At 60.9% G+C, this 25,622-nt stretch carries 28 protein-coding genes and 2 pseudogenes; 18 read left to right on the top strand and 12 right to left on the bottom strand.

Going from position 1 to position 25,622, the window contains the following annotated elements; genetic code table 11:
• Positions 1-96: 96 nt before the first annotated feature.
• A pseudogene (petC, locus tag KBY77_RS16145) lies at positions 97-402 on the top strand (cytochrome b6-f complex iron-sulfur subunit); the annotation flags it as partial.
• Between the two features lie 8 nt (positions 403-410).
• Here the strand turns inward: petC and KBY77_RS16140 are convergent.
• Positions 411-1,226: an ion channel gene (locus tag KBY77_RS16140; protein ID WP_255106716.1), complete on the bottom strand. Its 816-nt coding sequence runs from the start codon at positions 1,224-1,226 to the stop codon at positions 411-413.
• 256 nt (positions 1,227-1,482) lie between these two features.
• Between KBY77_RS16140 and KBY77_RS16135 the strand changes: the two genes are divergently transcribed.
• A complete protein-coding gene (locus KBY77_RS16135) occupies positions 1,483-2,784 on the top strand; it encodes an FAD/NAD(P)-binding oxidoreductase (RefSeq protein WP_255106714.1) in 1,302 nt (433 codons plus the stop codon).
• Between the two features lie 21 nt (positions 2,785-2,805).
• Here KBY77_RS16135 and KBY77_RS16130 read toward each other — a convergent pair whose 3' ends face one another.
• The gene (locus KBY77_RS16130; RefSeq protein WP_255106712.1) at positions 2,806-3,159 is read right to left on the bottom strand and encodes a helix-turn-helix transcriptional regulator; all 354 of its coding nucleotides are present in this window, start codon (positions 3,157-3,159) and stop codon (positions 2,806-2,808) included.
• Between the two features lie 139 nt (positions 3,160-3,298).
• Between KBY77_RS16130 and KBY77_RS16125 the strand changes: the two genes are divergently transcribed.
• The 5 genes from KBY77_RS16125 (at position 3,299) to KBY77_RS16700 (ending at position 6,517) form a co-directional block, all read left to right on the top strand.
• A complete protein-coding gene (locus KBY77_RS16125; protein WP_255106710.1) occupies positions 3,299-4,420 on the top strand; it encodes an MBL fold metallo-hydrolase in 1,122 nt (373 codons plus the stop codon).
• A 61-nt stretch (positions 4,421-4,481) separates the two neighbouring features.
• Positions 4,482-5,036, top strand: a complete 555-nt coding sequence (locus tag KBY77_RS16120; protein ID WP_255106708.1) for a rhodanese-like domain-containing protein — start codon at positions 4,482-4,484, stop codon at positions 5,034-5,036.
• Positions 5,037-5,047: 11 nt separating this feature from the next.
• Positions 5,048-5,770, top strand: coding sequence for a sulfite exporter TauE/SafE family protein (locus KBY77_RS16115; RefSeq protein ID WP_255106705.1), 723 nt, complete (start codon positions 5,048-5,050; stop codon positions 5,768-5,770).
• Positions 5,763-6,209: a hypothetical protein gene (locus KBY77_RS16110; RefSeq protein WP_255106703.1), complete on the top strand. Its 447-nt coding sequence runs from the start codon at positions 5,763-5,765 to the stop codon at positions 6,207-6,209. Before KBY77_RS16115 ends, KBY77_RS16110 begins: the two co-directional genes overlap by 8 nt.
• Positions 6,143-6,517 carry a universal stress protein gene (locus KBY77_RS16700; RefSeq protein WP_315856505.1) on the top strand — a complete coding sequence of 125 codons (375 nt, stop codon included), beginning with the start codon at positions 6,143-6,145 and terminating at the stop codon, positions 6,515-6,517. Before KBY77_RS16110 ends, KBY77_RS16700 begins: the two co-directional genes overlap by 67 nt.
• Here the strand turns inward: KBY77_RS16700 and KBY77_RS16100 are convergent.
• The 3 genes from KBY77_RS16100 to KBY77_RS16090 all read right to left on the bottom strand — a co-directional run bounded on the left by KBY77_RS16100 (position 6,459) and on the right by KBY77_RS16090 (position 7,710).
• Positions 6,459-6,938, bottom strand: a complete 480-nt coding sequence (locus KBY77_RS16100; protein WP_255106701.1) for a TSUP family transporter — start codon at positions 6,936-6,938, stop codon at positions 6,459-6,461. The two genes, KBY77_RS16700 and KBY77_RS16100, sit on opposite strands and share 59 nt — an antisense overlap.
• A 25-nt stretch (positions 6,939-6,963) precedes the next feature.
• Positions 6,964-7,104, bottom strand: coding sequence for a hypothetical protein (locus tag KBY77_RS16095; RefSeq protein ID WP_255106692.1), 141 nt, complete (start codon positions 7,102-7,104; stop codon positions 6,964-6,966).
• 123 nt (positions 7,105-7,227) lie between these two features.
• Positions 7,228-7,710: a DUF3122 domain-containing protein gene (locus tag KBY77_RS16090; protein WP_255106690.1), complete on the bottom strand. Its 483-nt coding sequence runs from the start codon at positions 7,708-7,710 to the stop codon at positions 7,228-7,230.
• A gap of 140 nt (positions 7,711-7,850) precedes the next feature.
• On the opposite strand from KBY77_RS16090, the gene KBY77_RS16085 reads away from it, so the two are divergent.
• The 4 genes from KBY77_RS16085 (at position 7,851) to KBY77_RS16070 (ending at position 11,430) form a co-directional block, all read left to right on the top strand.
• The gene (locus KBY77_RS16085) at positions 7,851-9,263 is read left to right on the top strand and encodes a cytochrome ubiquinol oxidase subunit I (RefSeq protein ID WP_255106688.1); all 1,413 of its coding nucleotides are present in this window, start codon (positions 7,851-7,853) and stop codon (positions 9,261-9,263) included.
• A gap of 2 nt (positions 9,264-9,265) precedes the next feature.
• Complete coding sequence (gene cydB / locus KBY77_RS16080) at positions 9,266-10,267, top strand: cytochrome d ubiquinol oxidase subunit II (protein ID WP_255106686.1); 1,002 nt, start codon at positions 9,266-9,268, stop codon at positions 10,265-10,267.
• 56 nt (positions 10,268-10,323) lie between these two features.
• The gene (locus KBY77_RS16075) at positions 10,324-10,827 is read left to right on the top strand and encodes a rhodanese-like domain-containing protein (RefSeq protein WP_255106684.1); all 504 of its coding nucleotides are present in this window, start codon (positions 10,324-10,326) and stop codon (positions 10,825-10,827) included.
• A 165-nt stretch (positions 10,828-10,992) separates the two neighbouring features.
• A complete protein-coding gene (locus KBY77_RS16070) occupies positions 10,993-11,430 on the top strand; it encodes a hypothetical protein (protein ID WP_255106682.1) in 438 nt (145 codons plus the stop codon).
• Positions 11,431-11,925: 495 nt separating this feature from the next.
• Here KBY77_RS16070 and KBY77_RS16065 read toward each other — a convergent pair whose 3' ends face one another.
• Together KBY77_RS16065 and KBY77_RS16060 are read right to left on the bottom strand one after the other, a co-directional pair.
• Positions 11,926-12,735 (bottom strand): alpha/beta fold hydrolase, encoded by an 810-nt coding sequence (locus tag KBY77_RS16065; RefSeq protein WP_399213104.1) that lies wholly within the window; start codon positions 12,733-12,735, stop codon positions 11,926-11,928.
• A gap of 22 nt (positions 12,736-12,757) precedes the next feature.
• Entirely contained in the window at positions 12,758-13,480 is a 723-nt protein-coding gene (locus KBY77_RS16060; RefSeq protein ID WP_255106678.1) for a 1-acyl-sn-glycerol-3-phosphate acyltransferase, read from the bottom strand.
• Positions 13,481-14,413: 933 nt separating this feature from the next.
• Here KBY77_RS16060 and KBY77_RS16855 point away from each other — a divergent pair.
• From KBY77_RS16855 to KBY77_RS16040, 4 genes are all read left to right on the top strand, one after another.
• Positions 14,414-14,605 carry a hypothetical protein gene (locus KBY77_RS16855; RefSeq protein ID WP_399213102.1) on the top strand — a complete coding sequence of 64 codons (192 nt, stop codon included), beginning with the start codon at positions 14,414-14,416 and terminating at the stop codon, positions 14,603-14,605.
• Between the two features lie 413 nt (positions 14,606-15,018).
• Entirely contained in the window at positions 15,019-15,462 is a 444-nt protein-coding gene (locus KBY77_RS16050) for a nuclear transport factor 2 family protein (protein WP_255106676.1), read from the top strand.
• Between the two features lie 546 nt (positions 15,463-16,008).
• A complete protein-coding gene (locus tag KBY77_RS16045) occupies positions 16,009-16,188 on the top strand; it encodes a hypothetical protein (protein WP_255106674.1) in 180 nt (59 codons plus the stop codon).
• A gap of 466 nt (positions 16,189-16,654) precedes the next feature.
• Positions 16,655-17,452 (top strand): alpha/beta hydrolase, encoded by a 798-nt coding sequence (locus KBY77_RS16040; RefSeq protein ID WP_255106672.1) that lies wholly within the window; start codon positions 16,655-16,657, stop codon positions 17,450-17,452.
• A gap of 259 nt (positions 17,453-17,711) precedes the next feature.
• Here KBY77_RS16040 and KBY77_RS16035 read toward each other — a convergent pair whose 3' ends face one another.
• Complete coding sequence (locus tag KBY77_RS16035; RefSeq protein WP_315856504.1) at positions 17,712-18,434, bottom strand: GAF domain-containing protein; 723 nt, start codon at positions 18,432-18,434, stop codon at positions 17,712-17,714.
• 212 nt (positions 18,435-18,646) lie between these two features.
• Positions 18,647-18,895 carry a hypothetical protein gene (locus KBY77_RS16850; protein WP_399213110.1) on the bottom strand — a complete coding sequence of 83 codons (249 nt, stop codon included), beginning with the start codon at positions 18,893-18,895 and terminating at the stop codon, positions 18,647-18,649.
• 269 nt (positions 18,896-19,164) lie between these two features.
• On the opposite strand from KBY77_RS16850, the gene KBY77_RS16030 reads away from it, so the two are divergent.
• On the top strand, positions 19,165-19,656 hold the full coding sequence (locus tag KBY77_RS16030; protein ID WP_255106670.1) for a hypothetical protein: 492 nt from the start codon (positions 19,165-19,167) through the stop codon (positions 19,654-19,656).
• Positions 19,657-20,147: 491 nt separating this feature from the next.
• Positions 20,148-20,324 (top strand): hypothetical protein, encoded by a 177-nt coding sequence (locus tag KBY77_RS16025; protein ID WP_255106668.1) that lies wholly within the window; start codon positions 20,148-20,150, stop codon positions 20,322-20,324.
• A gap of 97 nt (positions 20,325-20,421) precedes the next feature.
• Here KBY77_RS16025 and KBY77_RS16020 read toward each other — a convergent pair whose 3' ends face one another.
• From KBY77_RS16020 to KBY77_RS16010, 3 genes and pseudogenes are all read right to left on the bottom strand, one after another.
• Positions 20,422-22,734, bottom strand: a complete 2,313-nt coding sequence (locus KBY77_RS16020) for an ATP-dependent RecD-like DNA helicase (RefSeq protein ID WP_255106666.1) — start codon at positions 22,732-22,734, stop codon at positions 20,422-20,424.
• An 11-nt stretch (positions 22,735-22,745) separates the two neighbouring features.
• Positions 22,746-22,991 carry a hypothetical protein gene (locus KBY77_RS16015; protein ID WP_255106664.1) on the bottom strand — a complete coding sequence of 82 codons (246 nt, stop codon included), beginning with the start codon at positions 22,989-22,991 and terminating at the stop codon, positions 22,746-22,748.
• A 330-nt stretch (positions 22,992-23,321) separates the two neighbouring features.
• Positions 23,322-23,995: pseudogene (locus tag KBY77_RS16010) on the bottom strand (efflux RND transporter permease subunit); the annotation flags it as partial.
• A 170-nt stretch (positions 23,996-24,165) separates the two neighbouring features.
• On the opposite strand from KBY77_RS16010, the gene KBY77_RS16005 reads away from it, so the two are divergent.
• The gene (locus KBY77_RS16005; protein WP_255106663.1) at positions 24,166-24,696 is read left to right on the top strand and encodes a hypothetical protein; all 531 of its coding nucleotides are present in this window, start codon (positions 24,166-24,168) and stop codon (positions 24,694-24,696) included.
• Positions 24,697-25,622: the final 926 nt, after the last annotated feature.

Here is a 25,622-nt window from a genome sequence, read left to right as displayed (position 1 = left end):
GGAACATTTGGCAGCTTGAAATGGCTGATTCACTGGTCGCTGTATAAATGTGTGTGCGAGCAGCCTACGCGCCTCTAGCTGGCAGCATTCGCATCGAGCCTGCAGTCTGCTTTTTCAGGAGTCCCCACTTATCTGATCGTCGATGGAGAGGGCGCCATCGGCGCCATCGGGCTCAACGCCATCTGCACCCATCTGGGCTGCGTGGTCCCCTGGAACAGCGGCGAAAACAAGTTCATCTGCCCCTGCCATGGAAGCCAGTACGACCCGGAGGGGGCCGTGGTCCGGGGTCCCGCCCCGCTCCCCCTGGCCCTAGCCCATGTGGCGGTTCAGGGCGAACGGGTGCTGCTCAGCACCTGGAGCGAGAGCGATCCCCGCATCGGCGAGAAGCCCTGGTGGAGCTGAGCTGGGCGTCAGGAAGCTGCTCCAGCTGGTCGGGACAGCTCAAGGGATGGGCAAACATGGGTGCGGTTGAAATTGGCGAAGTCGAAGCTTTGGCCGTCGCCATCCTCCTCCTGCATCATGTCCACGAAGGCCTGACCGAACAACACCTGGGAAAGGGGGTAATTGTGATGGGCATGGATCGGTCGCTCCATGATTTCGTCAATGCCACTGAATGAAACCACGATCTCGGCCTGGATTGCGCTCAACTCCTGGGGGGTACGTCCATGCAAGGGGCTGTGTTGATCGATCGGATGCATCAGCGTCCAGGTGAGCAGAAACAAGGGTGAGCAATCGCGGTTAAAGGTCATCGGGTGCAGGCGTCGCATCCGGTGACCTTCTGGAGTGCGCTCATCGATGGCGAGATAAGCCCTAATCCTGGCATCGAGGATGGTCTTGCGCCGTTCATTTGCCATACGGAACATCAAGGTGGGCAGTCCGTTGTAGGAATGCAACGTGGCCACATCTGAGAACAGGATCCTCGCAGTGGACTTGGAGAAGCGGCTGAAGGTCGACCCTGTGATCAGCGCAATTAGAATCAACCCCACCAATGACTCGAGAGTGACAACCAGATTCGTGAAGAGAGTGCTGGGATAGAGCGCTCCATAGCCGATCGCCCCCAGGGTGTGCACACTGAAGAAGAACGCTTCCGTGAAACTGGTTGCAGAGCCTGCCACCCCCGAGATCCCATGGGCATCAAGCCAGTAAAGGCTCGCGAACATCAGGTGGAGAAGCAGGTATCCCACGGCGATCAACGCAAAGAAGACTGGCCACGGCACGGCCAGCATCAGGTGATTGGGATAGCGCCAATGCCGAATCCAGTTGGCAGGATTCACCGATGAGAAGATGCCGCCATGCTTCTGGAGCCGCACCGGAGGTGCTTGGAAGCCCGGGGCTGAAGGCTGTTGCCATTGCGCCATCGGCCGCAGTGTGATCACGCCAACAGACTCTATCCTCCTATGCGCGTCTAAGCATGTAGTTATGTATTGGATGCCACCGTTTCACCAGGACCTGACTAGAAAGAGGGAGGCTAAGAGGTGATCGATGGCCGAATGCGGCTCTGTAGGCCACCGCCACCACCACCACCAGATTCTGATCGTGGGCGGTGGCTCCGGCGGCATCACGGTGGCCAGTCAGCTCCTGCGGGCCCGCCCTGGCCTTGATGTGGCGATCCTGGAGCCCTCCTGCGTTCACGAGTACCAGTCGGGCTGGATCCTGGCCGGCGCCGGTCTGCTCCCCTACGAAGCAACCCACCGCCCTGAGGTCGCCGTGATCCCGGCGGGTGCCGTCTGGATCCAGGGCAGCGCGGCAACCTTCGAGCCGGAGGCCCACCGGGTGATCACCGCAGCAGGTGAAACCCTCAGCTACGAAGTGTTGGTGGTGGCCATGGGCCTCCAGCTCAATTGGAGCGCCATCAAGGGCCTGCCGGAGGGCCTCGGCCACCATGGCATCGTCAGCAACTATTCCCACGCCCACATCGCCGCCACCTGGGATACGATCCGCGGCTTCCAGGGGGGAACCGCCCTGTTCACCCATCCGGCCACGCCGATCAAGTGCGGCGGCGCCCCCCAGAAGGTGATGTACCTGGCCGACGACATCTTTCAGGCCACCAGCGGCGTGGGGGTGAACACGCAGGTGATCTTCTGCAGCGCCATGGCGCAGCTCTATCCGGTCAAGGCCTACAACACCACCGTCGAGCGCGTCGTGGCGCGCCGGGGCATCGAAACCCGCCTGCTCCACAACCTGATCGAGGTGCGCCCCGAGGAGCAGGTGGCGGTGTTTGAGGTGCGGGAGGAGGGCCGGGAACCCTTCCGGGAGGAGATCCGCTTCGACCTGCTGCATGTGGTGCCGCCAATGGCGGCGCCGGACGTGGTGGCCCGCAGCCACCTAGCGATCGAGGGGCCGGGCGGTTGGGTGGAGGTGAACAAGGACACCTGCCAGCACAAGCGCTTTGCCGATGTGTTCGCCCTCGGTGATGTGAGCTCCCTGCCCACCTCAAAAAGCCTGGCCGCCATCCGTGGTCAGGCGCCGGTGCTGGTGGCCAACCTGCTGACTCAGCTCGACGGACGGCCCCTGCTGGCCCATTACGACGGCTACACCGCCTGCCCGCTGATCACCAGCTTCCACAGCGTGGTGATGGCGGAGTTCGACTACGACCTGCAGCCAGTGAGCTCTTTCCTGGTTGATCCCACCCAGGAGCGTTGGAGCATGTTTCTGGTGGAAACACGGGTGTTCCCGTGGGTCTACTGGCACCGGGTGCTGAAGGGCCGTCTACATGAAAGCCGCTTCCTGAAGCCCTTCGCGCCGTTGGTACGCGCGCTGGGGCTGGCGCGGAAGGAACGTTGACCAGACCTTGAGACGACCCGTTCAAACGCCCTGCAGCTGCTTTAGCTGCTGCTCCAGCCGCTGCTTGAGGCGCCGCTGCACCATGTTGCAGAGGTCATCCACCAGGGGGTCGGCCACCGCGTAGATCAGCCGCGTGCCGTCCCGCTCACAGCTGACCAGGCCGGCTCGCTGCAGCTGGCCCAGCTGGCGGCTGATGTGGGACTGGCTGAAGCCGGTGGCCTCGATCAGGGAGGCCACATCCATGTCAGCGCCCTGCTTGAGCTGACAGAGCAACTGCAGGCGAGCGGGCTCGCTCAGGAGCCGGAAGAAGCCACTGAGTTCATCGAGGAGCTGGGGACTGGGCAGGGACTGGGGCTGTAGCTGGTTCCGGCGCATGGTCGTGCTTATGTCGATACACGCATTATGCATGAAGTGCGCAAGGCGTGGGCCTGAGGCGCGCAGGGGCTTGGACAGCCGAGATCGCTTTAACACCCATAATGCGGCTATGCTCATACAAGTTCGTGATCGATCACCCATGGCCATCGCTCCCGTACCCTCCCTGTCCCTCGCCGCCGCCGCCGGCGGTGGCTCCCTGCTCTTCCGCCAGCTCTTCGACGGCGACACCGGCACCTTCACCTACCTGCTGGCCGACGTGCCCAGCCGCAAGGGGGTGATCATCGACACGGTCTTTGAGCAGCACGACCGCGATCTCGCCCTGATTCGCGAGCTGGGCATCGAGTTGGTGGCCTCGATCGACACCCATGCCCATGCCGACCACGTCACAGGGAGCTGGCTGATGCGCGAGGCCACCGGCTGTGCCATCGGCCTGGCAGCCGCCGCCCGCGCCGAGAACGTCACCCTGCCTCTGGCCCATGGGGATCGTGTCGCCTTCGGCGGGCGCTTCGTTGAGGTGCGCGCCACCCCGGGTCACACCGACGGCTGCATCAGCTTCGTGCTTGATGACCAGTCGATGGCCTTCACCGGCGATGCGCTGCTGGTTCGCGGCTGCGGCCGCTGCGACTTCCAGCAGGGCAATGCCCATACCCTCTGGACATCGATCACCGAGCAGATCCTCTCCCTGCCGCAGCGCTGCCTGCTCTACCCCGGCCACGACTACACCGGCCGCACCGTCACCTCCGTGGCCGAGGAGAAGGCCTTCAACGCCCGCCTCGGCGGCGACGCCAGCGAGCGGGATTTCGTGGGCCATATGGAGAACATGAAGCTCCCCCATCCCCACAAGATCGCCGAGGCCCTGCCCGGCAACATGCGCTCCGGCAAGCCCCGCGAGGCAGCCACCGCTCCTGCCTGGGCGCCCCTGGCCCGCAGCTATGCCGGCCTACCCGAGCTGCCCCCCGCCTGGGTGGTTGCCCATCAGGGCGAGGTCACCGTGCTCGACGTGCGCTCTGCAGAGGAATTCAGCGGACCCGACGGGCGAGTGGCCGGCAGCCTCCTGATCCCCCTGCAGGAGCTGGAAGCCCAATCGGCCCAGATTCCAGCCGACAGGCCCGTGGTGGTGGTCTGCCACTCCGGCAGCCGCTCCGCCCTGGCCACCCAGCAGCTGCTCAAGGCGGGCAGGGCCCAGGTGGCCAACCTGCGCGGCGGTCTGAGCCGCTGGGCCGCTGAGGGCTACCCGCTTGAGGGCGTTACCCCGGCCTGAGGCTTCCAGTTCCGATCGAAATCTCAAGTTCGCCTTTCCTCAGATTTTCACTCCCCCAACCATGACAACCACCTCCTCGATGCCTGCCCCCACCCGCATCAATGCCCACGACCTGGCCGACCAGCTGGCGGCCCGCGATGTCACCGTGATTGATGTGCGCGAACCGATGGAGTACGCCTCCGGCCACATCAGCGGCAGCCTCAACATTCCGCTCGCGCGCATCACCCAGGCCGATCTGCCCCGCGGGCCATTGGTGCTGGTCTGCCAGAGCGGTAACCGCAGTGCCAAGGCCTTGAGCCAACTTCTCCAGCAGGGCCACCCCCACCCGGTGGCCGACCTGGTAGGTGGTGTGCCCGCTTGGCAGCAAGCCGGTTTCGACGTGCGCAAGCTCAAGGGGGCACCCCTTCCCCTGATGCGCCAGGTGCAGATCGCCGCCGGCAGCCTGGTGCTGCTGGGGGTGATCCTGAGCCAGACCGTGGCCCCGGGTTGGATCTGGCTGAGTGGCTTCGTGGGGGCAGGCCTCACCTTCGCGGGCATCAGCGGCTTCTGCGGCATGGCCCGCCTGCTGGCCGCCATGCCCTGGAACAAGGTGGCGATGGGATCGCAACTGAAATGATCACGGCGTCCATGGCGCTGCTCGTGGCGGGTGGCGCCTTGATCGGCCTTCTGCTCGCCGTTCTCGGGGCCGGCGGCTCGATTCTGCTGTTGCCCATGCTGGTGAGCGGTGCGGCCTTGCCCACCAAGGCCGCGGTTCCGCTCTCGCAGCTGGTCGTCACCCTGCTGGCCCTCGCCGGCAGCTGGATCGGCGGCTCGCTGGTGAAGGCCGGTCTCATCCCGGAGGCGATGCAACTGGGAATCTTCACGGCAGCGGCTTTGCTTGCGTCCTGGCTGCTCAATCGCAGGAGTGCTTTGAAGCATCCCCCCAAGGACGGACGCCCAGCCGGCTTGCCCGTGGCGCTGGCCAGCCAGGGCTTGTTGGTAGGCCTGCTCACAGGCATCGCCGGGGTGGGGGGCGGTTTTGCGATCGTGCCGGCCCTAGTTCTTCTTGCGGGCCTGCCGATGCAGCTCGCCAGCGGCACGAGCCTGCTGCTGATCGCCACGAATTCCCTGGTGGCTCTTGCCGCTCTGGGCCACTGGCCCACGGCCCACCTGCCGGAGGTGCGGCTGCGCCAAGGTTTCTCGGCCCTGTTGATCGGCTCGGCCCTGCTCACCGGATTCGAGGCCTGGAGACGCCACGACCACCCGCCCCCCGTTTCCAGGGCTGCCGCCAGCCGCCAGGTCGCGCCCTCCACATCCTGGTCTTCACGACCCGTCTCTCCCATTTCGCAATTTCCGTCGCGCCATGAATGAACGCACTTTCCAGTTCCGGTTGCGCAGCAGCCACCCCGCTCCGGATCGGGCCACTCATGATCTTGTGGTGGAGTTCCTGGGCGACTCCGGCGAGTGGGAACCCCAGCAGCTCAGCCTCACCATGCCGGGCTTCCGCATCTATCTGATCTCACTGCTGCTTTGCCAACACTTCTATCTGGTGGCCAATGCCAGGGAGAAGGCCATCCCGCTGCAGCAGGTGGAGGCCGACTTTGCTGTCACCACCAGCAGCGACTGGATCGTGGCCGGCGTGGAGGGTGACTTCCGCATCCGCCTGGATGCCGCCGTCTCCGAGCAGGAACGGGGCCTCGCCGATGACGACGCCATCGCCTACATGCAGGAGAGGATGAAACTCTGCCCCATCTCCCGCAACCTGCCCGATGGGGTGCGCAAGCGCATCGACCTCACCTCCCTGGGCTGAGCCATCAGCGAACCACTAGATCTGATCGTTCTTGGTGCCGGCTCCGGCGGTCTTGGAGGCTGCAAAGGCCGATTTCAAACACACCAGGACCGGTTGACCCGTACACCGCGGAATGCGTCGAGAGCGATGAGCCGCACCGCGCGATCCTCGATGCGGCCCAGCTGCTGAGCTGTGATCTGATCGTGATGGCCTCCCACGACCGTCGCGGGCTCGGGGCGTTGCTGCTAAGCAGTGAGACGCAGAAAGTGCTCACGCACAGCACACTGCCGGTGCTGGTCGGGCGGTCCTCTGCGGTGAGCGCTGCCTAGTGAGGCCTACCGGGCCAGCACCATTCTGAGGGCCGATCAGCACCATCGCCCCACCGAAGATCCGCCCCAGCAGCAGGTTCGGCAACTGGGTGGCGACCCGTGTCCCCAGCAGGCTGCCGAGCAGGAACCCGAGGCAGATGAAGACGGCGATGCGGATGTCCACATCTCCCTGCTTCCAGTAGGGCCAGGCGCTGAGGATTCCGATCGGCGGCACCAGCAGGGCCAACATCGTGCCCTGGGCGGCATGCTGAGTCAAACCGAAGACAAACACCAGCGCCGGCACGATGATCACGCCGCCGCCGATGCCGATCAGGCCGCTCAGGGTGCCTGCTCTGATCCCCTGCAACACATAGAGGATGGGGGTGATTATGGCGTTGTCCGCAGTGAGAAGACGGCAGACTCCGAGCCGGATCAGGAGCAATAGGCAACAACGAAAATTTGGAGCTTTAGGGAAGTCGCAGGGAACTGAGCCGGGTGGGGTCGGTGCAGTTCGGCAGGAACGCGTCCACACCCTTTGAAAACACTCTCAGCAGGCTGGTCGCCACCAGCAGGTCATTCACCACCACCACCGAGAGGCCGGCGATCAACGGAATCAGGATGGCTGTCCACCTGGCGCGGTCTGCACTCGGCCGGGGCCAGCGCAGACCGCGCCAGGTCCAGGGGGTTGGCCCTTCGGGTGTGTGCTCCGCAAGCCCGGTGAAGAGTCTTGGTCAGGCCAGATCGTGCAGGGTAAGGGTTTGCTCGGGGTTGAGATCGATGCGCAGCGGTCCGGCGCTGCTGGTCAGCGTGAACCGCAGGGGAAGGGCGTCGCTGGGACGGGGGGTTAGGCCATCGAGATCGAACTGGGCGGAACCGGCGGGTATGGGTGTGCCATCCGGAGGCACGATTTCCTCGCTCCTGTTACCCAGTGTCCAGCGCTTACCCATTGCGTCGCTGACCTGCAGAGCGTCGGTGTGGTCGAGGACGAGGTCGGCCTCGAGGGCATTGAGGCGCAGCCGCCAGCCGGAGGGATACTCGGGAAAGGGTTGCTCGAAAACCGAGGCCTGGAAGCGGTGGCCGGCCTCATCGCTCAGCGGCCAGCTTTCGACTGCCGCTGCCGGGGCGACCAGTACCAGGGAGGCCACCAGCACAGCCAGAAGGCCAGCTAGCCCCTGGCGCCAGCGACGTCCGAACCACTCGAAACAGATCGTCATGTTCATGTTTTCTTAGCTCTTATGACGATAAAATCATAGCAAGATTCGGGTTCCTTCCCCCCCCTGTCCACTCCGCCCATGGCCGTCGTCCATTTCCCTGCCCGGTCAGGTCTCGGCTCTCCCTCACGCACTGCCTGCTGATGCTTGCCACTCTTGATGTCGTGACCCTGTCACGGCTGCAGTTCGCTCTGACGGCGATCTTTCATATGCTCTGGCCCGTGCTCTCCACCGGCCTGGCGATCTATCTGGTGGTGCTGGAAGCCATCTGGCTGCGCACACGCAATCCCCTTTACTACCGGCAGGCCCGCTTCTGGGCGAAACTCTACGTGCTCAATTTCGGTATCGGCGTAGCCTCTGGGCTGCCGATGGAGTTCCAGTTCGGCACCAACTGGGCGCCTCTGTCGGAGTTCGCCGGCGATTTTTTCGGGTCGGTGCTGGGCTTCGAGGGGGCGATGGCCTTCATGCTCGAGGCCGGTTTCCTCGGGATCATGTTGTTCGGCTGGCAAAAGGTGCCGCCGGTGATCCACTTCCTCTCCACCGTGATGGTGGCCTTCGGCGCCAACCTCTCGGTGTTCTGGATTCTCAGTGCCAACTCCTGGCTGCAGACTCCGTCGGGCGGCACTTTTTCCCAGGGCCATTTTCATGTGCAGAACTACTTCGCCGCCATCAACAACCCCTTCATGGTGAGGAGCGTGATTCACATGGCCCTGGCCACGGTGGAAACCTCCATGCTTGTGGTGGCCGCGATCAGTGCCTGGTCGCTGATGCGCCGGAAGGCACCGGAGTTCTTCCTGTTCTCCTTCAAGCTGGCGCTGGTGATCCTGCTGGCGGTGGCGCCGCTGCAGATCCTGGCCGGCCACGAAAGCGCCGTGCAGGTGGCCGAGCATCAGCCCACAAAGCTGGCCGCGATCGAGGCTCTCTGGGACGACCAGGCCGCCGGCAGCTCCCCTGACTGGACCGTGCTGGCTTCCCCCGATGAAACCAGCGGCAGCAACCGCTGGAGCCTGTCGGTGCCTGGCGCCTTCAGCTGGATCCTGGAGACGCGGCCGCAGCTCAGCCAACCGCTGCGTGGGCTCAACAGCTGGCCCGCCGACCAGCGGCCCCACATGGTGGGTCTGCTCTTCTATGCCTTCCGGGTGATGGTGGCGATCGGCCTGGCTGCGGCGGCCCTGATGGCCCTCAGCCTGCTGCTCTGGTGGCGAGGGGGCCTCAGCGCCGCCAGCTTTGCCCAGTGGCCCTGGTTCAGCTGGGCCTGGATTCTTTCAGCCCCGGCCGGCTACCTGGCGATTGAATCCGGCTGGGTGGTGCGTTGCGTGGGCCGCCAGCCCTGGACGGTCTACGGCCAGCTGCGGACCGCCGATGCCGCTTCGGTGCTGCCGGTGGGCGAGGTTCTCACCAGCTTGAGTGTGTTCGCTGTGCTTTACACGGTGTTGCTGGTCTTCGCGCTGTATTTCGGCTCCCGGATCATCGCCAAGGGGCCGAATCTCACCCTTGAGCCGCCCCCTGGCCTTGCCACCGCCGTGATTCTTTCCGACCCATCAGCGAGCACCTGACCATGGAGTTCCTCGAATGGTTCATGCCCACGGTCTGGTTTGTGATCCTGGCCCTGTTCCTGCTGCTCTATGTAATCCTCGATGGCTTTGATCTGGGGGTGGGCATCCTCTCGCTCACCTCGCCCAGCGAATCCCAGCGCACGATCCTGATGACGAGCCTCGGCAATGTGTGGGATGCCAACGAAACCTGGCTGGTGCTGATGGGCGGCGCCCTGTTCGGAGCCTTTCCCCTGGCCTATGGCACCATCCTCAAGGCTCTCTACGGCCCCATCTACCTGATGATCCTGGGGCTGATCCTGCGGGCCGTCGCCTTCGAGTTTCGCGAGAACGCCACCAACAAGCGGCCCTGGAACCTGATGTTCGGTATTGGCAGTGTGCTGGCCGCTGGCTCCCAGGGCATCTGTCTGGGCACGGTGCTCTCGGGCATCCCCACAGATGCCGCAGGCCACTTCACAGGCTCCGCCTGGATCTGGGTGAACCCCAGCAGCCTGGTGGTGGCTCTCACGCTCATCCAGGGCTATGTGCTGATCGGCTCCACCTACCTGATTCTCAAAACCAGTGGTGAGCTGCAGCGGTTGCACGTGCGCACCGCCCGCCTGGCGAATGCCACCACCCTGGGCGGGGCCCTGTTGATCACCTTCACGGCACCGTTCGCGTCGGAAGCACTGCGGCAGCGCCTGTTTGATCCCGCGTTTCTACCCTTCTTCGTGGTGTTGCCACTGCTGGGTGTTGCCTTGATCGTTCAACTGTTCCGCAGCCTGGCGATGCAGCAGGAGGCATGGCCCTTCGTGTATACCGTACTGTTGTTCATTCTCAGTTTCGCTGGTCTGGGGGTAATGGTATTTCCGGCGGTGATTCCGCCATCGGTCACGATCTTTCAGGCGTCGTCGTCGGTGAGTTCGATGGTGTTCATGCTCACCTTCATCGGTGTGCTGATTCCCATCATGCTTTTCTACAACATCTATAACTACATTGCCTTTCGAGGCAAGGTGAGTGCCGAATAGGGAAAACCTTTGGCCTCCAGCACGATCAATCCCCCTAGGATGTGTCGAAACCCCATATGTCTCGCCTTCGCTCGCTCCTGCTGGGGGTCGCCCTTGCCCTCTGCCTGCTGATCTCACCGCCTGAGGGCGCCTCTGCGGCTACTGCAATCGCCTCTCCGGATGCCACGGTTGCTGCAGGCGAGGCTGCTGTCATTGAATCCGCAGTGGAGCAGTACCTCTCCAACCTGCCGGCTGATTTTCATGCGATTCGATCGGTGCCAGCCCTCAAGCTCCTGGTCGCCAGCGGCAACGTGTCGCTGATTGACGTGAGGACCCCTGCTGAGTACCGGGCGGGACACATTGCCGGAGCCATCAACAGACCGTTGAATGAACTCAGCCGTCACGTGGCTGAGATTTCCCCAGAGCGAGAGGTGGTGCTCTATTGCTCCAGCGGATTTCGCTCTGCCATGGGAGTGATGGCGCTGCAGCTGGAGGGCCGCCACCAGGTGAAAGGTTTTGTACCCAGCATCGAAGGCTGGAAGGCGGCCGGTGAGCCCGTGGTGAGCACAGAAAGCCTGTAAGCCTGCCGAACGTTTTCGGGGTGCTGATTGTGTGGGCGGCTGATTCTGCAGCGCTCATGCTGCGCGATCCTGGCTGCAACGCATCGATCCATCCGCAAAGAACCACCAGGATCCAAGGCAGTTGCTTCCTTGCTCGCCACACTGAAGGAACCAGCTTCAAGAGTGATGAACACGTCGATCAACCAGGCCCTGAGACTGATCACGCTCTGGATCGCCTGGCTTCTGGCGATGCTTTTCCACGTGGACCTGGGCCTGATGCCCCTGTTCCACGGCCAGTCGCCGGAGATCCACAGCCATGTCCACGAGGGGGCGCTTCCCTGGCTGTTCGGTGCCATGCTCGGCTACTTCCTGCTGCCGCTGATCGCTATTGTGCTGATCGCCTACGCCGTCACCTCGGCAGGTCCGGCCACGCGCTGGCGATCCTGGAGGCGAATCCACTTCTGGTTCAGCATAGTCTATTCGATCACCAACTTCCCCCATCTCATCGCCGACATCCTGGTGCCCGATGCTCGCCTCGATCAGATTGTGCTGATGTTAGCCCTCACCGTCTTCGGGCTGTTGATCAACGTGGAGGCCTGGCGCTGGTGGCGGCAGACCCCATGACTTAGTCACCTTGACTTGTGAGCGACTCGCAAGCATTAACCGGCTGACTGCTGCCACCGTTACTCGGACTCTTGCTGGGCCTGCTAGTGCCCTTCGCGCTTCCATTTGCCCCTGCGCGCAACCCTCAACAACGAGAGCAATTGCTACCGCCAGTCAAGCCAGGTCTGAAGGAAGCGCCAGAACTGAGTTTGGTGAAAAACCAACAGAGTGGGTTGTTATAGACACAGGTGCCGCGAGGGCTGATCCACTTGCTGCCGCCATCTCCGCGGGTCTGCAGTCCAGTGGTGAAGCCGAGTCCTGATTGTCAGCTCAGGGATTTGAACTCACCACCACGTGGACCCGCCTGCCCAATAAGGTTCTTCATCAGCGGCTGCTACCCCTTCCGCGGGACACGCCAACCTCCCAGCCAACTGGGCCGATTTCCGGCACAGTTCTGAGTATCAGGTCCACCGGGATCAGCACCAGCCTGTTGACGTGTTTATTCAAGCATCTCCACTACCTCGACAGTGAGAGCGCAGGCATACTCCCATCGAAACAAAAGCTATGTAACTTCAGGATATTTCTGAATCCCACATCTTTTTCCAGCAAACACGCATGTCCGCTATCTGGCAGAAGAACCGTTTGAGAGTTGGGCAGATAACTTTCTAATTTCCCCGCCTCTTCCACGGACGGGAGGAGCCGATCTGAGCCCGATGCCAAAACCAAGACAGGTTGCTCAATGCGCTCAAGAGGTAGTTCCTCCAAGACAAACTGACGGAGCAGAGACAGTCTCCAGGCAGCACTGGGTGGGCTGACTGATTGCATTGCTGTCAACAGGTCCTGCTGACTTGGAATTGAAACTCGGAGTGGTGCAATCAGAAGCGGAAGAAGGCCTAGAGTAGATAGCCGGTATAGCGGACTAGGCAATCTCTGAGCGACTGAAGCTCCAAAGTCCAACCAGGGCTGGCGGCTCGCCGAAGATGCAGGATTGACCAAAATCAGACGATCGCAGAGGCGCGGAAATTGAGCGGCCAGCTTCAAGCCCAAACAGCCGCCAAAAGACTCGCCGCAAAGATAGATGCGACGCGAGGGTGACCGTTGCTTCTCTCTTACGATCAAATCGGCGATCTGTTCAATCAATCCATCCCAGCCCGTTACATCGTCTGAGGGAATAGACAGGCAGCGGATATCAAAAGCCGACTTTAAATCGGCCAACTGGGGTCGCAGCAAATCGCTGCTCCCGTCCATCCCTGGCAGAAAGATAAACAGGGGAAGGGTTGATTCTGTGGCTTTAGAGGCAACTAGCCTCAACCGTTTGATCGTCACTAGATTATGTAATGTAAATTGATTAGTGGTGACTTTGACGCAGCAACTCGGCAATCTGCCCCCAGCACGTCTGCGTCAGCTCTTTTGCCAGCGATCCTCCATGTCGGCCGCGATACTGCTTCTGTAGGTCTTCGTTAATCCAGACGGGTTTGCCAAAGAGTATCTGGACTTGGCGATAGACGATCGCGGAATGCCATCCCCCACAGTTGAAAAGGGGTTCTGAAGGATCAAATAGGCTGAAAAGCCTGAGCGGTGCGAGGTTATGTCTTCCCTCTTCGGTTGATGCTATCGCAACCGGCAGGATGGCCAAGTCACTAACCGGTGCTCTCAAAGCTAGATGGGCAAAACCCCGATGGAAGGGGCTGAGTTGGTTTGCCGCTTTTACTTGAACCATCGGCTGCGCTCCCTCGGGAAAAACCCCAACTATCTGTCTTGACTGTAACAATTCAACTGACTGCTGAAAGAAATGCCTTCGCCTTTTGCGAGGTGCATCGAGAGGAAAAGCACCCATCGCCGAAACCATCTCCCGCAGCAGGGGAACCCGACTCATGTAGTAGTGGCAGGCAAATCGCACCGGTCGATTCATGGCTGCCATCAGCAAAGGTGCATCAAGCAAGCTGCGGTGGTTACTTACAACTAGGATTCTAGATGTGGGCGGAATTCGTTCACAGTTATGCAGTGACACTCTCGTGCCAACAGCACCGAGTACGCGGCGAGAAAGCTGTAAGGGAGTTTCGAGGATCATGCCTGGTGTCAAGTCGCCAAGGTTGAGTGGCGAAGGGTTTTGGTGCTACAACCTGTAATTGTCATAAATGCTGGCTGAGCTCAAGTCAAATTATTCTAGGTCAAAGTAAGCGCTATCCATGTCCCATGGCTTGTTAATGTCGAAAACAAGCAATCACTATCAGGCTCTTCGCGCAAAGGTTCGTATCGACAATGAATGAAGTTGAAGATTGTTGCTGCTCAGCTTGGGTTGTAGCAAAATTCGCGGAAGTAGTTTGCATATCCAGAAGCAGGATTAGTGAATTATTTAGTCTTGTGCGATTGACTATCGTCTGACTTCCAGAGCCGAGATGGATCAATCACCCTTGGTTGGATGTAGGCTGTGCAGCTGTAGGGCCTAAGCACGACGCTGCTGCCCAAGTTCTTGATCCAGCTCATGTGAATTCTGTCGTGGTGATGGTAAATGCAGGTTGTCGGCAGCCCAGCTGGATACAACCTTGATCCAGCAAGTGCCCGAGCCGAAGGCCAGTGGCCTCCTCGAGTCGGGAGAAACTGTCTTGTTGATCGGTGAGCCAAGAGAGCTCCGAGGGGGTGATGACTCCACTGGCGAGGGATTCGAGAAATACCTGTCCAACCGTCATGACTCTTGTAACGGAACGTAAACATTCTGCCTTGGCCATGGCTCCACTTGTGGCTTCTGGAGGGTTTGAACCGCTCTCCTGGGTCGGAGGCTCAACCCCGCTCCTCTCGCAGCAGAATCACCAGCCTCGGCGACAGAGCCAGATCCGCTTTGTTGGGGGTGCAGGCATTACGAGCATTTTTGCTCCGTTACAATGAGTTAAAAGTGCTCATCTCAGGCTGAGCCTCATTGGCCCCAGGCACCAACTTCAACTCGGCTCCTGTCAACGCCAGCGAGCTAGCCACCACCCGTGGCGCCACCGAGCCCCGCATGTAATTGGTTAGTGCCGAGAAAGGCTGGGGCTTTCACGAGCACGCCAAGAAGCTCAACGGCCGTCAGGCCATGCTGGGCTTCATCACCTTGCTGATCACGGAATTTGCCAAGGCGGTGAAGTCTTTGCCCGCAACATCTTGGGAATTGGTTGATCCGGCTGCCAGGTCAGTGCCTGCGGGCTTCTTAGCTCCTTGATACATTGTATTTCCAGTATTTCTCTTCAGAGCTTATGCATCCGTTGCAGCGTGGATCCAGTTTGGGATTTTCGACGCTGGGTGGTTGTTGGCATGTCTTGATCGTTGTGTTGACGTTGGCCGGCTGTACCAGGACAGAGGGCCTAAGTCGCCCTCTATCGCAGTTCAGTTTGTATTAATGCTGGATCTTGAGATCACGCTTCAGCGCTCTCCTGGCGAAGCAGTTCTGCTGATGGCATAGACATGTGTTTTGGAGCCGATCTCCCTGCGACACCCTGAAGCCGGTTCGATCCCCGTGCCATGGCACTGATCAAAGCTTCTGGAGGATCAATGCGGCTCGATGGCCGCGCATCCTGACTCCAGAGCTGCCAGCCTTGTGGGCGATCCCCATGCCCGCCGGTCTGCCGAGCCGCCATGAACGCACTCCTCACGCCGCCACTCAACGAGGCAACGCTCAACGCCCTGTTTACCAAGCCCTATGGCACTCAGGGGCCCAGTGCTGAGCAGTGGCGGGCTGTCTACGACACCAATGTCCATTTTCAGGACCCAACTCAGGAGAGGCAAGGTATCGAGGCCTACATCGATGCCCAGGAGGGCCTGATGCGCCGTTGTGATGATGTGTACCTGGTGCCCGGCGCCGTGGCTATCAGTGGCGAGACAGCCTTCGTGGAGTGGACGATGGGCCTGAAGATCAAGGGGATCGAGTTCGTTTATCCCGGCACCACCCGCCTGCGCATCGGTGCCGACGGAAAGATTGTGGAACATCGCGACTATTTTGATTTCGTTGGACCCACCTTTGAACCCGTGCCGGTGCTGGGCGGCTTCGTGCGCTGGTTGTACCGGCGTTTCGTGTCTTGAAGCGGGCGGGAGGCTCAAATCACACCATCGGCAACACAACTTCATCTCTGAGTGTGTTTGTTGTTCTCCACATCCGGTCCGCCATCGGCACGTCTGACCAGGCATCGTTAGAAGATCGAAGCGCAGGGATATCCCAACCGTGCTGCACACCATCCCGTTGCTCGCCGCCACCTGTCTGACGGGATTTGCTCTGCTGCAATTGCTGTTCAGCACTGGCACCTGGTGATCAGCAGTATCCTTCAAACACAGTTGTGTTCATCAACTTGGCTCCGTAATGGATGGTTGTCTCTTCCCCGATGAGCAACCCCCAGCCACTCCGTGAGCTTGATGAGCACATCGATCTGACGCTCAGGACGGCCTCGGTCTGGAGGTGAGCACCGAGTGCGGCATCTGGCGCCCCATCGCCATCCGCAGGGCTGAGCTTGCCCCGATCCCACCCCCAGTCAGGTCTTTGTAAAGGCGATTCCACAGGCCACTCCCGCCCTGAGCAGGCGGTCAATATTTCTACTGCGGGTACCATGGAGCAGAGGCACTGTTGCAGCTCACTTGAAGAAGCTTGTTGGACCACTGCGGAGAGCATTGATCTATGGCCTCATTAGCTATGGTGGACTTGTTCTGATCAACAACTCAGAACTGGATCTCCCCAACATGTGGATTGCCTATCTGCCGATGTTTATCGGTGTCTATGTGGTGACGCAATGGTTGGATAGGAGGCTTGGAGGCTGAGAGCCCCGGCATCGGATGCGTCTTCCTCAGACCCCATGCCATGTCCAGGTAGAGCGGGTAGATCAAAATCAGTTGACAAGAACTGCCTCCCAGCCAGAAGCGTGCGCCATCCTGGCGGCGGATCGAATACGGCTGATTCTGTCGGCATTCGTAGAAGCCATCGGCTGGCAGCCAGCTGAAGTGATCACGCCAGGGACCACGCAAGAACGGCCTTCGCCATTGGCTGCCCTTACTTCCTTGGATCGTCTGAACCTGCGACCGCTGGCGGTTCTGCTCGCAACTCTCTCAATCGGATTGGCCTGCCCGCTGCAGGCCGCAACCGTGCTCTCGAACTGTGACGGCGACACGAATCGCGTTCTCCAGGGCCAGAAATCACCTGCAGACTCGGCTGGCAGTGGGCCCACCCGTGACACTCCAAGCCCGGCTGTGCATCTTGGTCTGCTGAAGGGCATTGGGCGTAGCAGTGATGGGTGTGGATAGGTTTCTAGGTTGGGCGAGCTGGCTTGTGCTGGGCTATGGCGGCTTCTGCCTGCTGATGTTACTGACCCAGCGCTCGTTCATCTACTTTCCAAGGCCCGCGGCCGATCCTTCCGGTCGGCTGGAGCTGAGTGTGGAGGGCAAGCGCGTGCTTGTTGCCCATCGTGCCCATCCGGGGCCCCGGGGGCTGATCTACTTCGGCGGCAACGCCGAGGACGTGTCCCTCACACGCGCCGAGCTGGCCGTCCTGCTGCCCGACACCGCCATTTACCTGCTTCACTACCGCGGCTACGGCGGCAGCGAGGGCAGTCCCAGCGAAGTGGCTCTGCGCGCCGACACCAGAGCCCTCTATGCCCTTGTGGCCGAGCGGCACAGCGAGGTGACTGTGGTGGGCCGTAGCCTCGGCGCAGGACCGGCGGTGCATCTGGCAGCCACCCGCCAGGTGCACCGGCTGGTGCTGCTGGTGCCCTTCGACAGCCTGCTGGCGGTGGCCCGCGGCGCTATGCCCTGGTTGCCGATGAATCTGCTGCTGATCGATCGCTGGGATGCAGCTGCTGAGGCGCCCCTGGTGCGCGCGCCCACCACGATCGTGGCTGCGGTCTTCGATCGGGTGGTGCCTGCGCGCCATGCCGAAGCCCTGCACCACGCGTTTCTGCCTGGAGTAGCGGAGCTGCTGCTGGTCTCCGACCTCGATCACAACACGCCGATCCTCGATTCGGCGGCATTCCGCGCTGCCCTTCAAGGCACCGCACCAGGTTGCAGGAGTAGTGAGTCGGGTGGCTGCTGACTGCCGTTCCCAGGTCAATGACATTGCTCGCCTGACATCAGGAAGCCACTGAATCGGGGCACGAGCCGCTGGAACAGCAGCCTGCCGGCGGCAATCCCCATATGGTTAAGAGTCCATACAACAAGGCCCTGTGAGGAGGCCACCGGGCTCTGAAGCAGCTTGGTTGCTGGGGGCGAAGCTGCTGACGCGGGCACCTAGGGCCAGGTCACAAGTGGGACTCCTCCTCGCCAGCATGATTGGCCTGGGCATCCGGGTTGGGTCAGGAGCCGGCGTCCTGCTTTCGCATCGCTTCAGCCACCTCAGGAAAGTGCTTTTCGATGCAGGATTCGCACACTCCATGGGTGAAGGCCACATCGGCGTGCTGTTTGATGAAGGCTTCCACGCTCGACCAGTAGCCTTCATCATTCCGGATTGCCTTGCAATACGAACAGATCGGGATGAGCTCTTCGATCAGGTTGATCTTCTCCAGGGCCTGGGCCAGCCGGGCGGATACCAGCCGCAGTTCCAGCTGGGTCACCACCTGGCGGGCGATCCCCTCCAGGGCCCTGATCTGGGCGGCCTTCAGCTCCCTCGGTTCATGGTCGATCACGCAGAGGGTGCCCAGGGGCAAGGCGTCTGGCGAGAGCAATGGAACGCCCGCATAGAAGCGGATGTTGGGCTCAGAGGTCACCAGGGGATTGGCGGCGAAGCGCGAATCGAGGTGGGTGTCCTGGACCACCAGGATGTCGTCCTGGAGAATGGCGTGGGCACAAAAGGAGACATCCCGGCTGGTTTCCGTGGCCTCCAGGCCGAACTTAGATTTGAACCACTGCCGGTCAGTGTCGACCAAGCTGACCAGGGCGATGGGCACATCACACACGTAGGCAGCCAGTGCCGTCAGATCGTCGAAGGCCCGCTCGGGTGGTGTATCGAGGATGCGGTATTCGCGAAGGGCTTCAAGCCGCTCTTGCTCTCGCTCGCTCAGTGGCGCCTTCATGGGCATGTAACCGAAGGATCTTGACGTCCCTCGGCCTCATTGTGGAGCCCACCTCCCCGGCTCAGGAGCGACTTCACGTTTCCTCACCCCTCAAGGTTTCATTGCAGGGATTCGCTGCAGTGCCGCTGGTGAAATTCGACCACGTTCCGGTCTGGACACCCCGGAGGGACAGGGCGTCCGCCGGCCTGTCCCTCGGTTCCAAGCACGTTGCCAACAGCTCACTGAGCGCGGTGTCCAGATCGTTGCAGAGCAGGGTGAAGTGGGTGATGACCGCCGGTTTTTCCGGCCCGTCCATCAGGACCTTGGCCCCAGCAGCCGTGGGCGCATTGAGGATCGGATGATTTCCATGCCAAGGGGTGGCTGAGGATCGCGACCGGCCGCGGGCCTATTGGCCCGGCCACCAGCTGAAAGCCGAGGCGGGCGTAGAAAGCGGCCGAATGCTTCATGTCGTCAACACAGATACAGATGTGAGCCAGAATGACGACGGCGGAGATCGTCAGTGTTATGCGGTCGTCTGTTCTTGGTTGAAGAAGTCATCGCTCTGCCTTTCCGTTCAGTCAGCTATGTCAGAGACTAAGGAATCCCCCAGCTGTCCTGGTGCTTCAGCAGCTTGAACTGCAGCCTCGATCCTATGAGTATGCATTTGTTCTGTCTCAGCCCGGCCATGTTGGCTGCCCTTGGGGTGATGCCCCAGTAGGTGTCGCAATAGTCAATCTCTAGCGACAATCAGAAGCGCATGAAGCTTAGAACTGCAGCCGGGTTTCAGAGCGGCAGCTACCTCCAGCTCAATGGAAATGGCTGGCTGGTCAGCAAAGGTCGTTGTTATCAGTTGCTCAGGCTTGCCCTCAAGAAGCCGAAGCACTTCACGTACGCCAACTGGCAGCTGCTGAAGCAGCCGCGCGAAATGCTCATTCAATACACTGGCGTAGGTTATTTCAGTTGCTCTGGTTTAGATGGCTCGATTCCGCAAAGCTGGACATCGGCTTGCATTCCTGCTCTTCTGTCTGGCGGTTGCCCGCCTCCCAGCGCTGCCTCTTTGGGGAAGTGGGCAACGTGGTTTGGTTCAGATGCGGTCATTGCCGGTGAACCCAACCATGAGCTGGTCAGTACGAATGGATTTGGAGTGATAATTGGTGCATATATCGAGAATCTCCACAGTCTTTCACTAAGACAGCGGATCTTTCCACCGGAAGGCTGTTATTGGCTGGATTGGCCAGAATCTGCTTGAAGCAAATCAGGTCGCAGCTCCAGAAATGGTGCAACTTGTAAACGTGGTGACTGCATAAGCAGCGGTCATCCAACCAGATACATCAGAGCCGATTGTTCGACCTGACGACCACTTCTATCAGATGTTTCGTTTCTCCGCGAACTTCTATCGTTTCTTGATTACATGCATACTTGCTCATGTATGACTTCCCTGTTGCTCTTCATCCTTTTTGCATGGGGATCTAACGTCTTTTCAGAGGCACGAGAAGAGGAGAGGCTTTCTGTCGTAATTCCGAATCAATAGGATGGACTTGCTCTTTCAGAGTGTGGCTCTGTCTGTGTTTATCATTGTACCTATTATCGCCTGGTTTATTTGACTGAGCATGCCAACTGCAGCCTCACGGCCCTTCCGGAGTCGGTGCAGGCAGCCCTGCCCTTGTCGGCCCACACCGGCGTCTACGAGAACGACCTGTTCGGCTCCTGGACGGTGGCGAACGGGATGGAGCCCTGGAGGTGCTGGCTGCTCCGGGACGCCACCGCGCCTCTCTCAGCCTTTGGGATGGGGAGACCTTTCGTCTGCTCTGGCCCGGAGTGATCTCCGCGCCGGTGGAGGTGCCCTTTGAGGCTGATGCCGCCGGCCAGGTGACTGGCTTCACCTACGAGGGGTACGCATTCCGCAGGATGAGATGACGCGACGGCGTTCCTGGCTGGCCCCAGCCAGGAACAGCAGGGCGTCTTGAGCCCCAGTAGGAGGACCAGAGGCGGCTGGCGGCAGGGCCGGGCCTGATCAGTTCCTGAGAGACAGTCCCATCCACTCCACCAGCTTGGTGTAACGCCTGCGGCCCAGGTGGTTCTTCACCGCCATCGCCAACGCCTTCTTCTGTCCCACCAGCACCACCAGCTGCTTGCCTCGGGTGATGCCTGTGTACACCAGGTTTCGCTGCAGCATCGCGTAGTGCTGGGTGAGCAGGGGAATCACCACGGCGGGGTATTCGCTGCCCTGGCTCTTGTGGATCGTGCAGGCATAGGCGGGCACCAGGTTGTCGAGTTCGCCCCAGCCGTAGGTCACCTCGCGGCCGTCAAAACGCACCGTCAGTTCACTGGCATCGGCATCGATCGTTTCCACCGTGCCGACATCGCCGTTGAACACTTCCTTCTCGTAGTCGTTGGCCACCTGCATCACCTTGTCGGCTGGCGCAAACCTCCAGCCGAAGCGTTCCACCTGCTCAGTGGGGTCGGGGTTGAGCAGTTGCTGCAACTCGATGTTCAGCGAGCGGGAGCCGCAGCCACCGCGGGCCATCGGGCAGAGCACCTGCACCTGGGCGATCGGATTGAGGCCAAAGCGGGCCGGGATACGTTCGCCAACCACCTTGAGGATCAGGGCCACCGCCTGCTCGGGCGTCTCAGCGGGAAGGAAATAGAAGTCGGTGGTGGCCTCCGCCGCCGGCGGCCGCAGATCGGGGATGGTGCCGGCATTGATGGCGTGGGCGGTGGTGATGATGCGGCTGGAGGCCGCCTGGCGGAACACCTCCGTTAGCCGGGCGACCGGCAGCGCACCACTGTTGATCAGATCGGCGAGCACCTGGCCGGGCCCCACTGAGGGCAGCTGGTCCACATCACCCACCAGCAGCAAGGCCGCCTCCGGTGGAAGGGCGTCCAGCAGGGAGGCCATCAACGGCACATCCACCATTGAGGTCTCATCAACCACCAGCAGATCGCACGCCAGCGGCAGCTCGGCATTGCGCTTGAACCCGAACGCCGCCGGGTCGAACTCCAGCAACCGGTGGATTGTTTTTGCCTCCAGGCCGGTGGTTTCGCCCATCCGCTTGGCGGCCCTGCCGGTGGGGGCGCAGAGCAGGATCCGCAGCTTCTTGGCCGCCAGGATGCGCAGGATGGCGTTGATCAAGGTGGTCTTGCCCACCCCCGGCCCACCGGTGATCACCAGCACCTTGCTGGAGAGGACCTGCTCCACCGCCCCCTTCTGGCTTACGGCAAGCTCCAGGCCGAGGCGTTGCTCCACCCAGGGAATTGCCTTGCCGGCCTCGATGCTTCCCCAGGGCGGGTAGCCCACCGCCAACGCCTGGAGAGACTCCGCGATGCGGCGCTCATCGCGGTGCAAATTTGAAAGGAAGATCGCCGGCTCGCTGTTCAGTTCGTCCGCAACGACGGAACCCTCGGCGAGTTCCAGATCCAGGGCGCTCTGGATCAGCCCTGGCTCCATCGGCACCCGGCTGGTGGCCACGGATTCAGCTCCCGGATCGCTTTCCGCTGCCCCCTCGCTGGGCCGCTCGACGGCCAGCAGCTCCCCGGCCAGCTTGAGCAGCTCGGCGGCTGGCAGCCCGCAGTGGCCATCACCGCTGGCTTCCAACAGGGCGTAATTGACGCCGGCCCGCAGGCGGATCATCGCCTCAGGCTCGATGCCAAGCCGCCCGGCGATCGCATCGGCGGTGCGGAAGCCAATGCCACGGATGTCGCGGGCCAGGCGGTAGGGGTTCTCGGCCATCACCTGCACGGCGGCGTTGCCGTACGTCTTGAAGATCCGCACCGCCCGGGCAGTGCCCACACCATGGCTGTGCAGGAAGACCATGATCTCGCGCACCACCTTCTGATCCGCCCAGGCCTGGCTGATCCGCTGGCCCCGCACCGGGCCGATGCCTGGCACCTCCCGCAGGCGTTCTGGGGTCTGCTCGATCACCTCGAACACCTGATCCCCGAACACCGCCACGAGCTTGCTGGCATAGATCGGGCCGATGCCGCGGATCATCCCCGAACCCAGGTACTTCTCGATCCCCTCGGCGGTGGTGGGAGCAGAGGAACGCAGGAAGGAGGCCTTGAACTGCTGGCCGTGCTCACGGCTGTTCACCCAGGTGCCGCTCACCGTCACCCATTCGCCGGCACTGATCTCGGCGGCATGACCCACCACCGTCACCAGGTCGCGGTGGCCGCGGGCCTTGATGCGTAGCACGCAGAAGCCGTTCTCGGCGTTGTGGAAGGTGACGCGCTCGATCGAGCCCGCCAGCACCTCGGTGGGCTGCGGGCTGGCCTGAGCAGGATCGCTGGGAGACGGGTGTGGCAGGGCAGGAGTGGCCTGTGGGCTCACCTTTGCAGGCTTCAGCCCTGCGAATGGCGAAGGGTGCGCCAGCCGCCGCTCTCGGTGCTCACCTCCAGGCCAAGGCCAACGAAGGTGGCCGGTTCGCCAGTGGGCTGTCGCTGCTGCCACCAGTGGGTAGCGAACGCCCAGGCCTCCTCGATTGATTCGAAGTGCTCATCGAGCTCTAGGTGGGGTTTGCCGTGGTGATCCACCAAGCGATAACGCCGGGGCTGGCGGCTGCTGCTCTTCTGCAAGGAGGTAACCATCGGTTCTGTGCTCAGCTTGGCGGGTTGGATCGGTTTGGGTGGAGGCGGGGTGGACCGGGTGTGAGGTTTGCCGTACTGACACCGCTGCCAAACGGTTCTATCAATGAATCAGAGGCTTCGGCCAGGGCAGCACCAACCAGTTCTCTGCAACCGGCCCTAGCCCTTGGATCCTGCGAAGCAGTAGGGCGCCCGACACGGGGCGCCCTTTTAATGAAGTTGAAGAAGCGCCTGAGGCAGAGCCCGCCTCAACCAGATTTGAAGGAGTGCTGCACGCCGTCAGAGCAATTTCGGGTGGTCATGATCTAACAGATATCGACGTGGCCTGAGAACTTAGGTAAACCTGACGTGAGGGGAAGGTAGCAACCAGCCACCGAAACGCGCATAGAGGGCCGGGAGCACCAGCAGGGTGAGACTGGTGGCGGTTATCAATCCGCCTAGCACCACAATCGCCAGGGGTTGGAGGATCGCGTTGAGCCGATCGAGGCTGCCGGCGCCAACCACCTCCTTGAGTTCCATCCCATCCGCATGGCGGCGGTTGTAGTTTTCAACCAGGAGCAGGCCGTTGCGGACTGCCACCCCGAAGAGGGTGATGAACCCGATCAGGGAAGCCACCGAGAGCACGCCGCCGGTGAGCAGGATGGCGACCAGACCACCGACGAGGGCCAGGGGAAGGTTGATCAGGATGGCGATCGTGGCCAGAAGTGATCTCAAAGAAATGAACATCAACACGCCGATCACCAAGGTGGCCAGCAAGCTGTAGAGCACCAGGTTTGCGGTGGCGCGCTCCTCGGACTCGAACTGCCCGCCATAACCGATCCGGTAGCCGCTGGGAACTTTGATTTCGGACCGATCACCTTCTGGATGTCGCCGACGACGGAGCCCAAGGGCCGGCCATTGACATTGGAGGACACAACGATCAACCGGGAGACGTCCTCACTGTTGACCACGTTGGCGCCCAAGCCGTAATCGATGCGGGCCAGGCTTCCCAGCGGCAGCATGGTTCCTGCCGCATCCCGGGAGGAGCATGGAGGACGCAGGGGCGCCCATCGGGTGAGGGTGTTCAATGATTCGGGGGGATCACAATCGTCAGTAAACCCACACCATCGCGTGTGCCTTGGGCGACCGCAACAGCTGGATCAGCTGGCTTTGGATGTTCCAGTTGTGGGTTTGACCCATGAGCCTTGATCAAGCCGTCAGCGAGCTCTCCGCTCGAATCGCCGAACAGCTCGCCGATCAGATGGGAGCTCTGCTGAGCGAAGCCATGGCCACGATTGCCAGGCTGGAGCGGGATTTACTGGATGAACAGCAGCGCCGCGTGCAAGCAGAGGCCCAGTTGCAGGAACTTGAGCACGTTCGGCAGGCCCTGGCGATGGAGCTGTGCATGGAGCGCCAATCCCGTGAGGCTGCTGTGCAGGAGGTGGAGACAATCCATGCCGCCATTGCTGAGCAACTCGAAGTGGCAGAAGCTGAACATGCAGCAAACCAGGCTGCGGAAGCGGAACGGGAACGCCGCTGGAGTGAACAGCTTGAAGTTCTCCAGGAGCAGTTTTCCCAGGAAAGGTTCTTGCGGGAACGCCTGCAGAAACGTGTGGAGAACCTCCGCAGTGCTGCTGCCGATCTTTTTGCAACTGATTTGCAGCTGCCGGGGGTTGCCATTCCAGGATCCGTGAATGACCTGCTGGCTAACGCCACTCCACGGGTGTGATGGCAATCCTTGGAGAATGGCTCAGTCCAGGAGGATTGATGAGGGCCATGCTCTGTGGTCTGGGTTGGTGGTAGTTCTCCAACGAGGGGATCACAGCCCGACACACCCTTTGCCATAACAGCGGTTTAGGGAGCAGCACCTTTAGCACCGGCCACGCTGGTGCTAAAGGTGCTGCTCCTCATGAGTTCAACTTACTAGGACGCTGCTTCATCTTTGAGGGATCCGACTGGGGCACAAACCCCTTTCAGCGGGAAGGAGACGCTAATAGAAAGTGGTTTGCTGAACTGTCAAAGAACAAATGGGCATATTTGGATACAGGCTCGCAATTTATGAATTAGGATCTCTATATGAACCACCATCAGCTGCTATTTCCAATTAGCCTTGGCCGAAAATCTGGATTCTCCAATTGGATTTCTACTTCCAATCGCGGATCTATACCGGCCCATTTTCACGTCGCGGAAGTCGGCTGCGTTCGGAAAGATTTCATTGATTGTGCTGCTATTATTCGATCGGCGGTATGCCTGCTTACTTCAGGCATGGGTGGCCGATGCAATTGCTTATCGCTTTGATATCACTTACTCGCTCATATATCAAACCTGGCCTAAGCCATTCTTAGAGCGACATCACCAATCGCATTGGCAGAGTAAGAACAGAGTATTATATATCAGTATCCTGGTAGTGGTGCCAAAGTTTCCTTTAAGGTTACCTCGAAAATGTAGAATCTCGCCACTCACGCTACGCTATACGGATTGAAGCTTAGGAGCCTCTGGGCAACGAGCCCTGAAAGAGGGGCCAAGGTTGCAATTTGCTCGGAATGAACAATTTTTGGCGGATCTGAGGTTGGCTTGGCCTGATTTCACCCTTTCGGGTGCCAAAAACTGCCCATGTTGGCCGATTCTTTCCCTCGACAGGCACACTGATCCCCT

It is taken from the genome of Synechococcus sp. Cruz-7E5, from assembly GCF_024345995.1.
Classification (GTDB): Bacteria; Cyanobacteriota; Cyanobacteriia; order PCC-6307; family Cyanobiaceae; genus Regnicoccus_A.
Note: the sequence above shows the minus strand (reverse complement) of the source record. Positions and strands in the feature narration are given on the sequence as shown.

Excerpts from the sequence above, each read along its gene's own strand:
- KBY77_RS16035 (WP_315856504.1), bottom strand. The coding sequence starts at position 18,434 with ATGCCCATGAAGGCGCCACTGAGCGAGCGAGAGCAAGAGCGGCTTGAA.
- KBY77_RS16125 (WP_255106710.1), top strand. The coding sequence starts at position 3,299 with ATGGCCATCGCTCCCGTACCCTCCCTGTCCCTCGCCGCCGCCGCCGGC.
- cydB (WP_255106686.1), top strand. The coding sequence starts at position 9,266 with ATGGAGTTCCTCGAATGGTTCATGCCCACGGTCTGGTTTGTGATCCTG.
- KBY77_RS16135 (WP_255106714.1), top strand. The coding sequence starts at position 1,483 with ATGGCCGAATGCGGCTCTGTAGGCCACCGCCACCACCACCACCAGATT.
- KBY77_RS16090 (WP_255106690.1), bottom strand. The coding sequence starts at position 7,710 with ATGACGATCTGTTTCGAGTGGTTCGGACGTCGCTGGCGCCAGGGGCTA.
- KBY77_RS16110 (WP_255106703.1), top strand. The coding sequence starts at position 5,763 with ATGAATGAACGCACTTTCCAGTTCCGGTTGCGCAGCAGCCACCCCGCT.
- KBY77_RS16060 (WP_255106678.1), bottom strand. The coding sequence starts at position 13,480 with ATGATCCTCGAAACTCCCTTACAGCTTTCTCGCCGCGTACTCGGTGCT.
- KBY77_RS16015 (WP_255106664.1), bottom strand. The coding sequence starts at position 22,991 with ATGGTTACCTCCTTGCAGAAGAGCAGCAGCCGCCAGCCCCGGCGTTAT.
- KBY77_RS16140 (WP_255106716.1), bottom strand. The coding sequence starts at position 1,226 with ATGCTGGCCGTGCCGTGGCCAGTCTTCTTTGCGTTGATCGCCGTGGGA.
- KBY77_RS16040 (WP_255106672.1), top strand. The coding sequence starts at position 16,655 with ATGGGTGTGGATAGGTTTCTAGGTTGGGCGAGCTGGCTTGTGCTGGGC.
- KBY77_RS16050 (WP_255106676.1), top strand. The coding sequence starts at position 15,019 with ATGAACGCACTCCTCACGCCGCCACTCAACGAGGCAACGCTCAACGCC.
- KBY77_RS16030 (WP_255106670.1), top strand. The coding sequence starts at position 19,165 with ATGAAGCTTAGAACTGCAGCCGGGTTTCAGAGCGGCAGCTACCTCCAG.
- KBY77_RS16005 (WP_255106663.1), top strand. The coding sequence starts at position 24,166 with ATGAGCCTTGATCAAGCCGTCAGCGAGCTCTCCGCTCGAATCGCCGAA.
- KBY77_RS16085 (WP_255106688.1), top strand. The coding sequence starts at position 7,851 with ATGCTTGCCACTCTTGATGTCGTGACCCTGTCACGGCTGCAGTTCGCT.
- KBY77_RS16075 (WP_255106684.1), top strand. The coding sequence starts at position 10,324 with ATGTCTCGCCTTCGCTCGCTCCTGCTGGGGGTCGCCCTTGCCCTCTGC.
- KBY77_RS16070 (WP_255106682.1), top strand. The coding sequence starts at position 10,993 with ATGAACACGTCGATCAACCAGGCCCTGAGACTGATCACGCTCTGGATC.
- KBY77_RS16120 (WP_255106708.1), top strand. The coding sequence starts at position 4,482 with ATGACAACCACCTCCTCGATGCCTGCCCCCACCCGCATCAATGCCCAC.
- KBY77_RS16130 (WP_255106712.1), bottom strand. The coding sequence starts at position 3,159 with ATGCGCCGGAACCAGCTACAGCCCCAGTCCCTGCCCAGTCCCCAGCTC.
- KBY77_RS16115 (WP_255106705.1), top strand. The coding sequence starts at position 5,048 with ATGGCGCTGCTCGTGGCGGGTGGCGCCTTGATCGGCCTTCTGCTCGCC.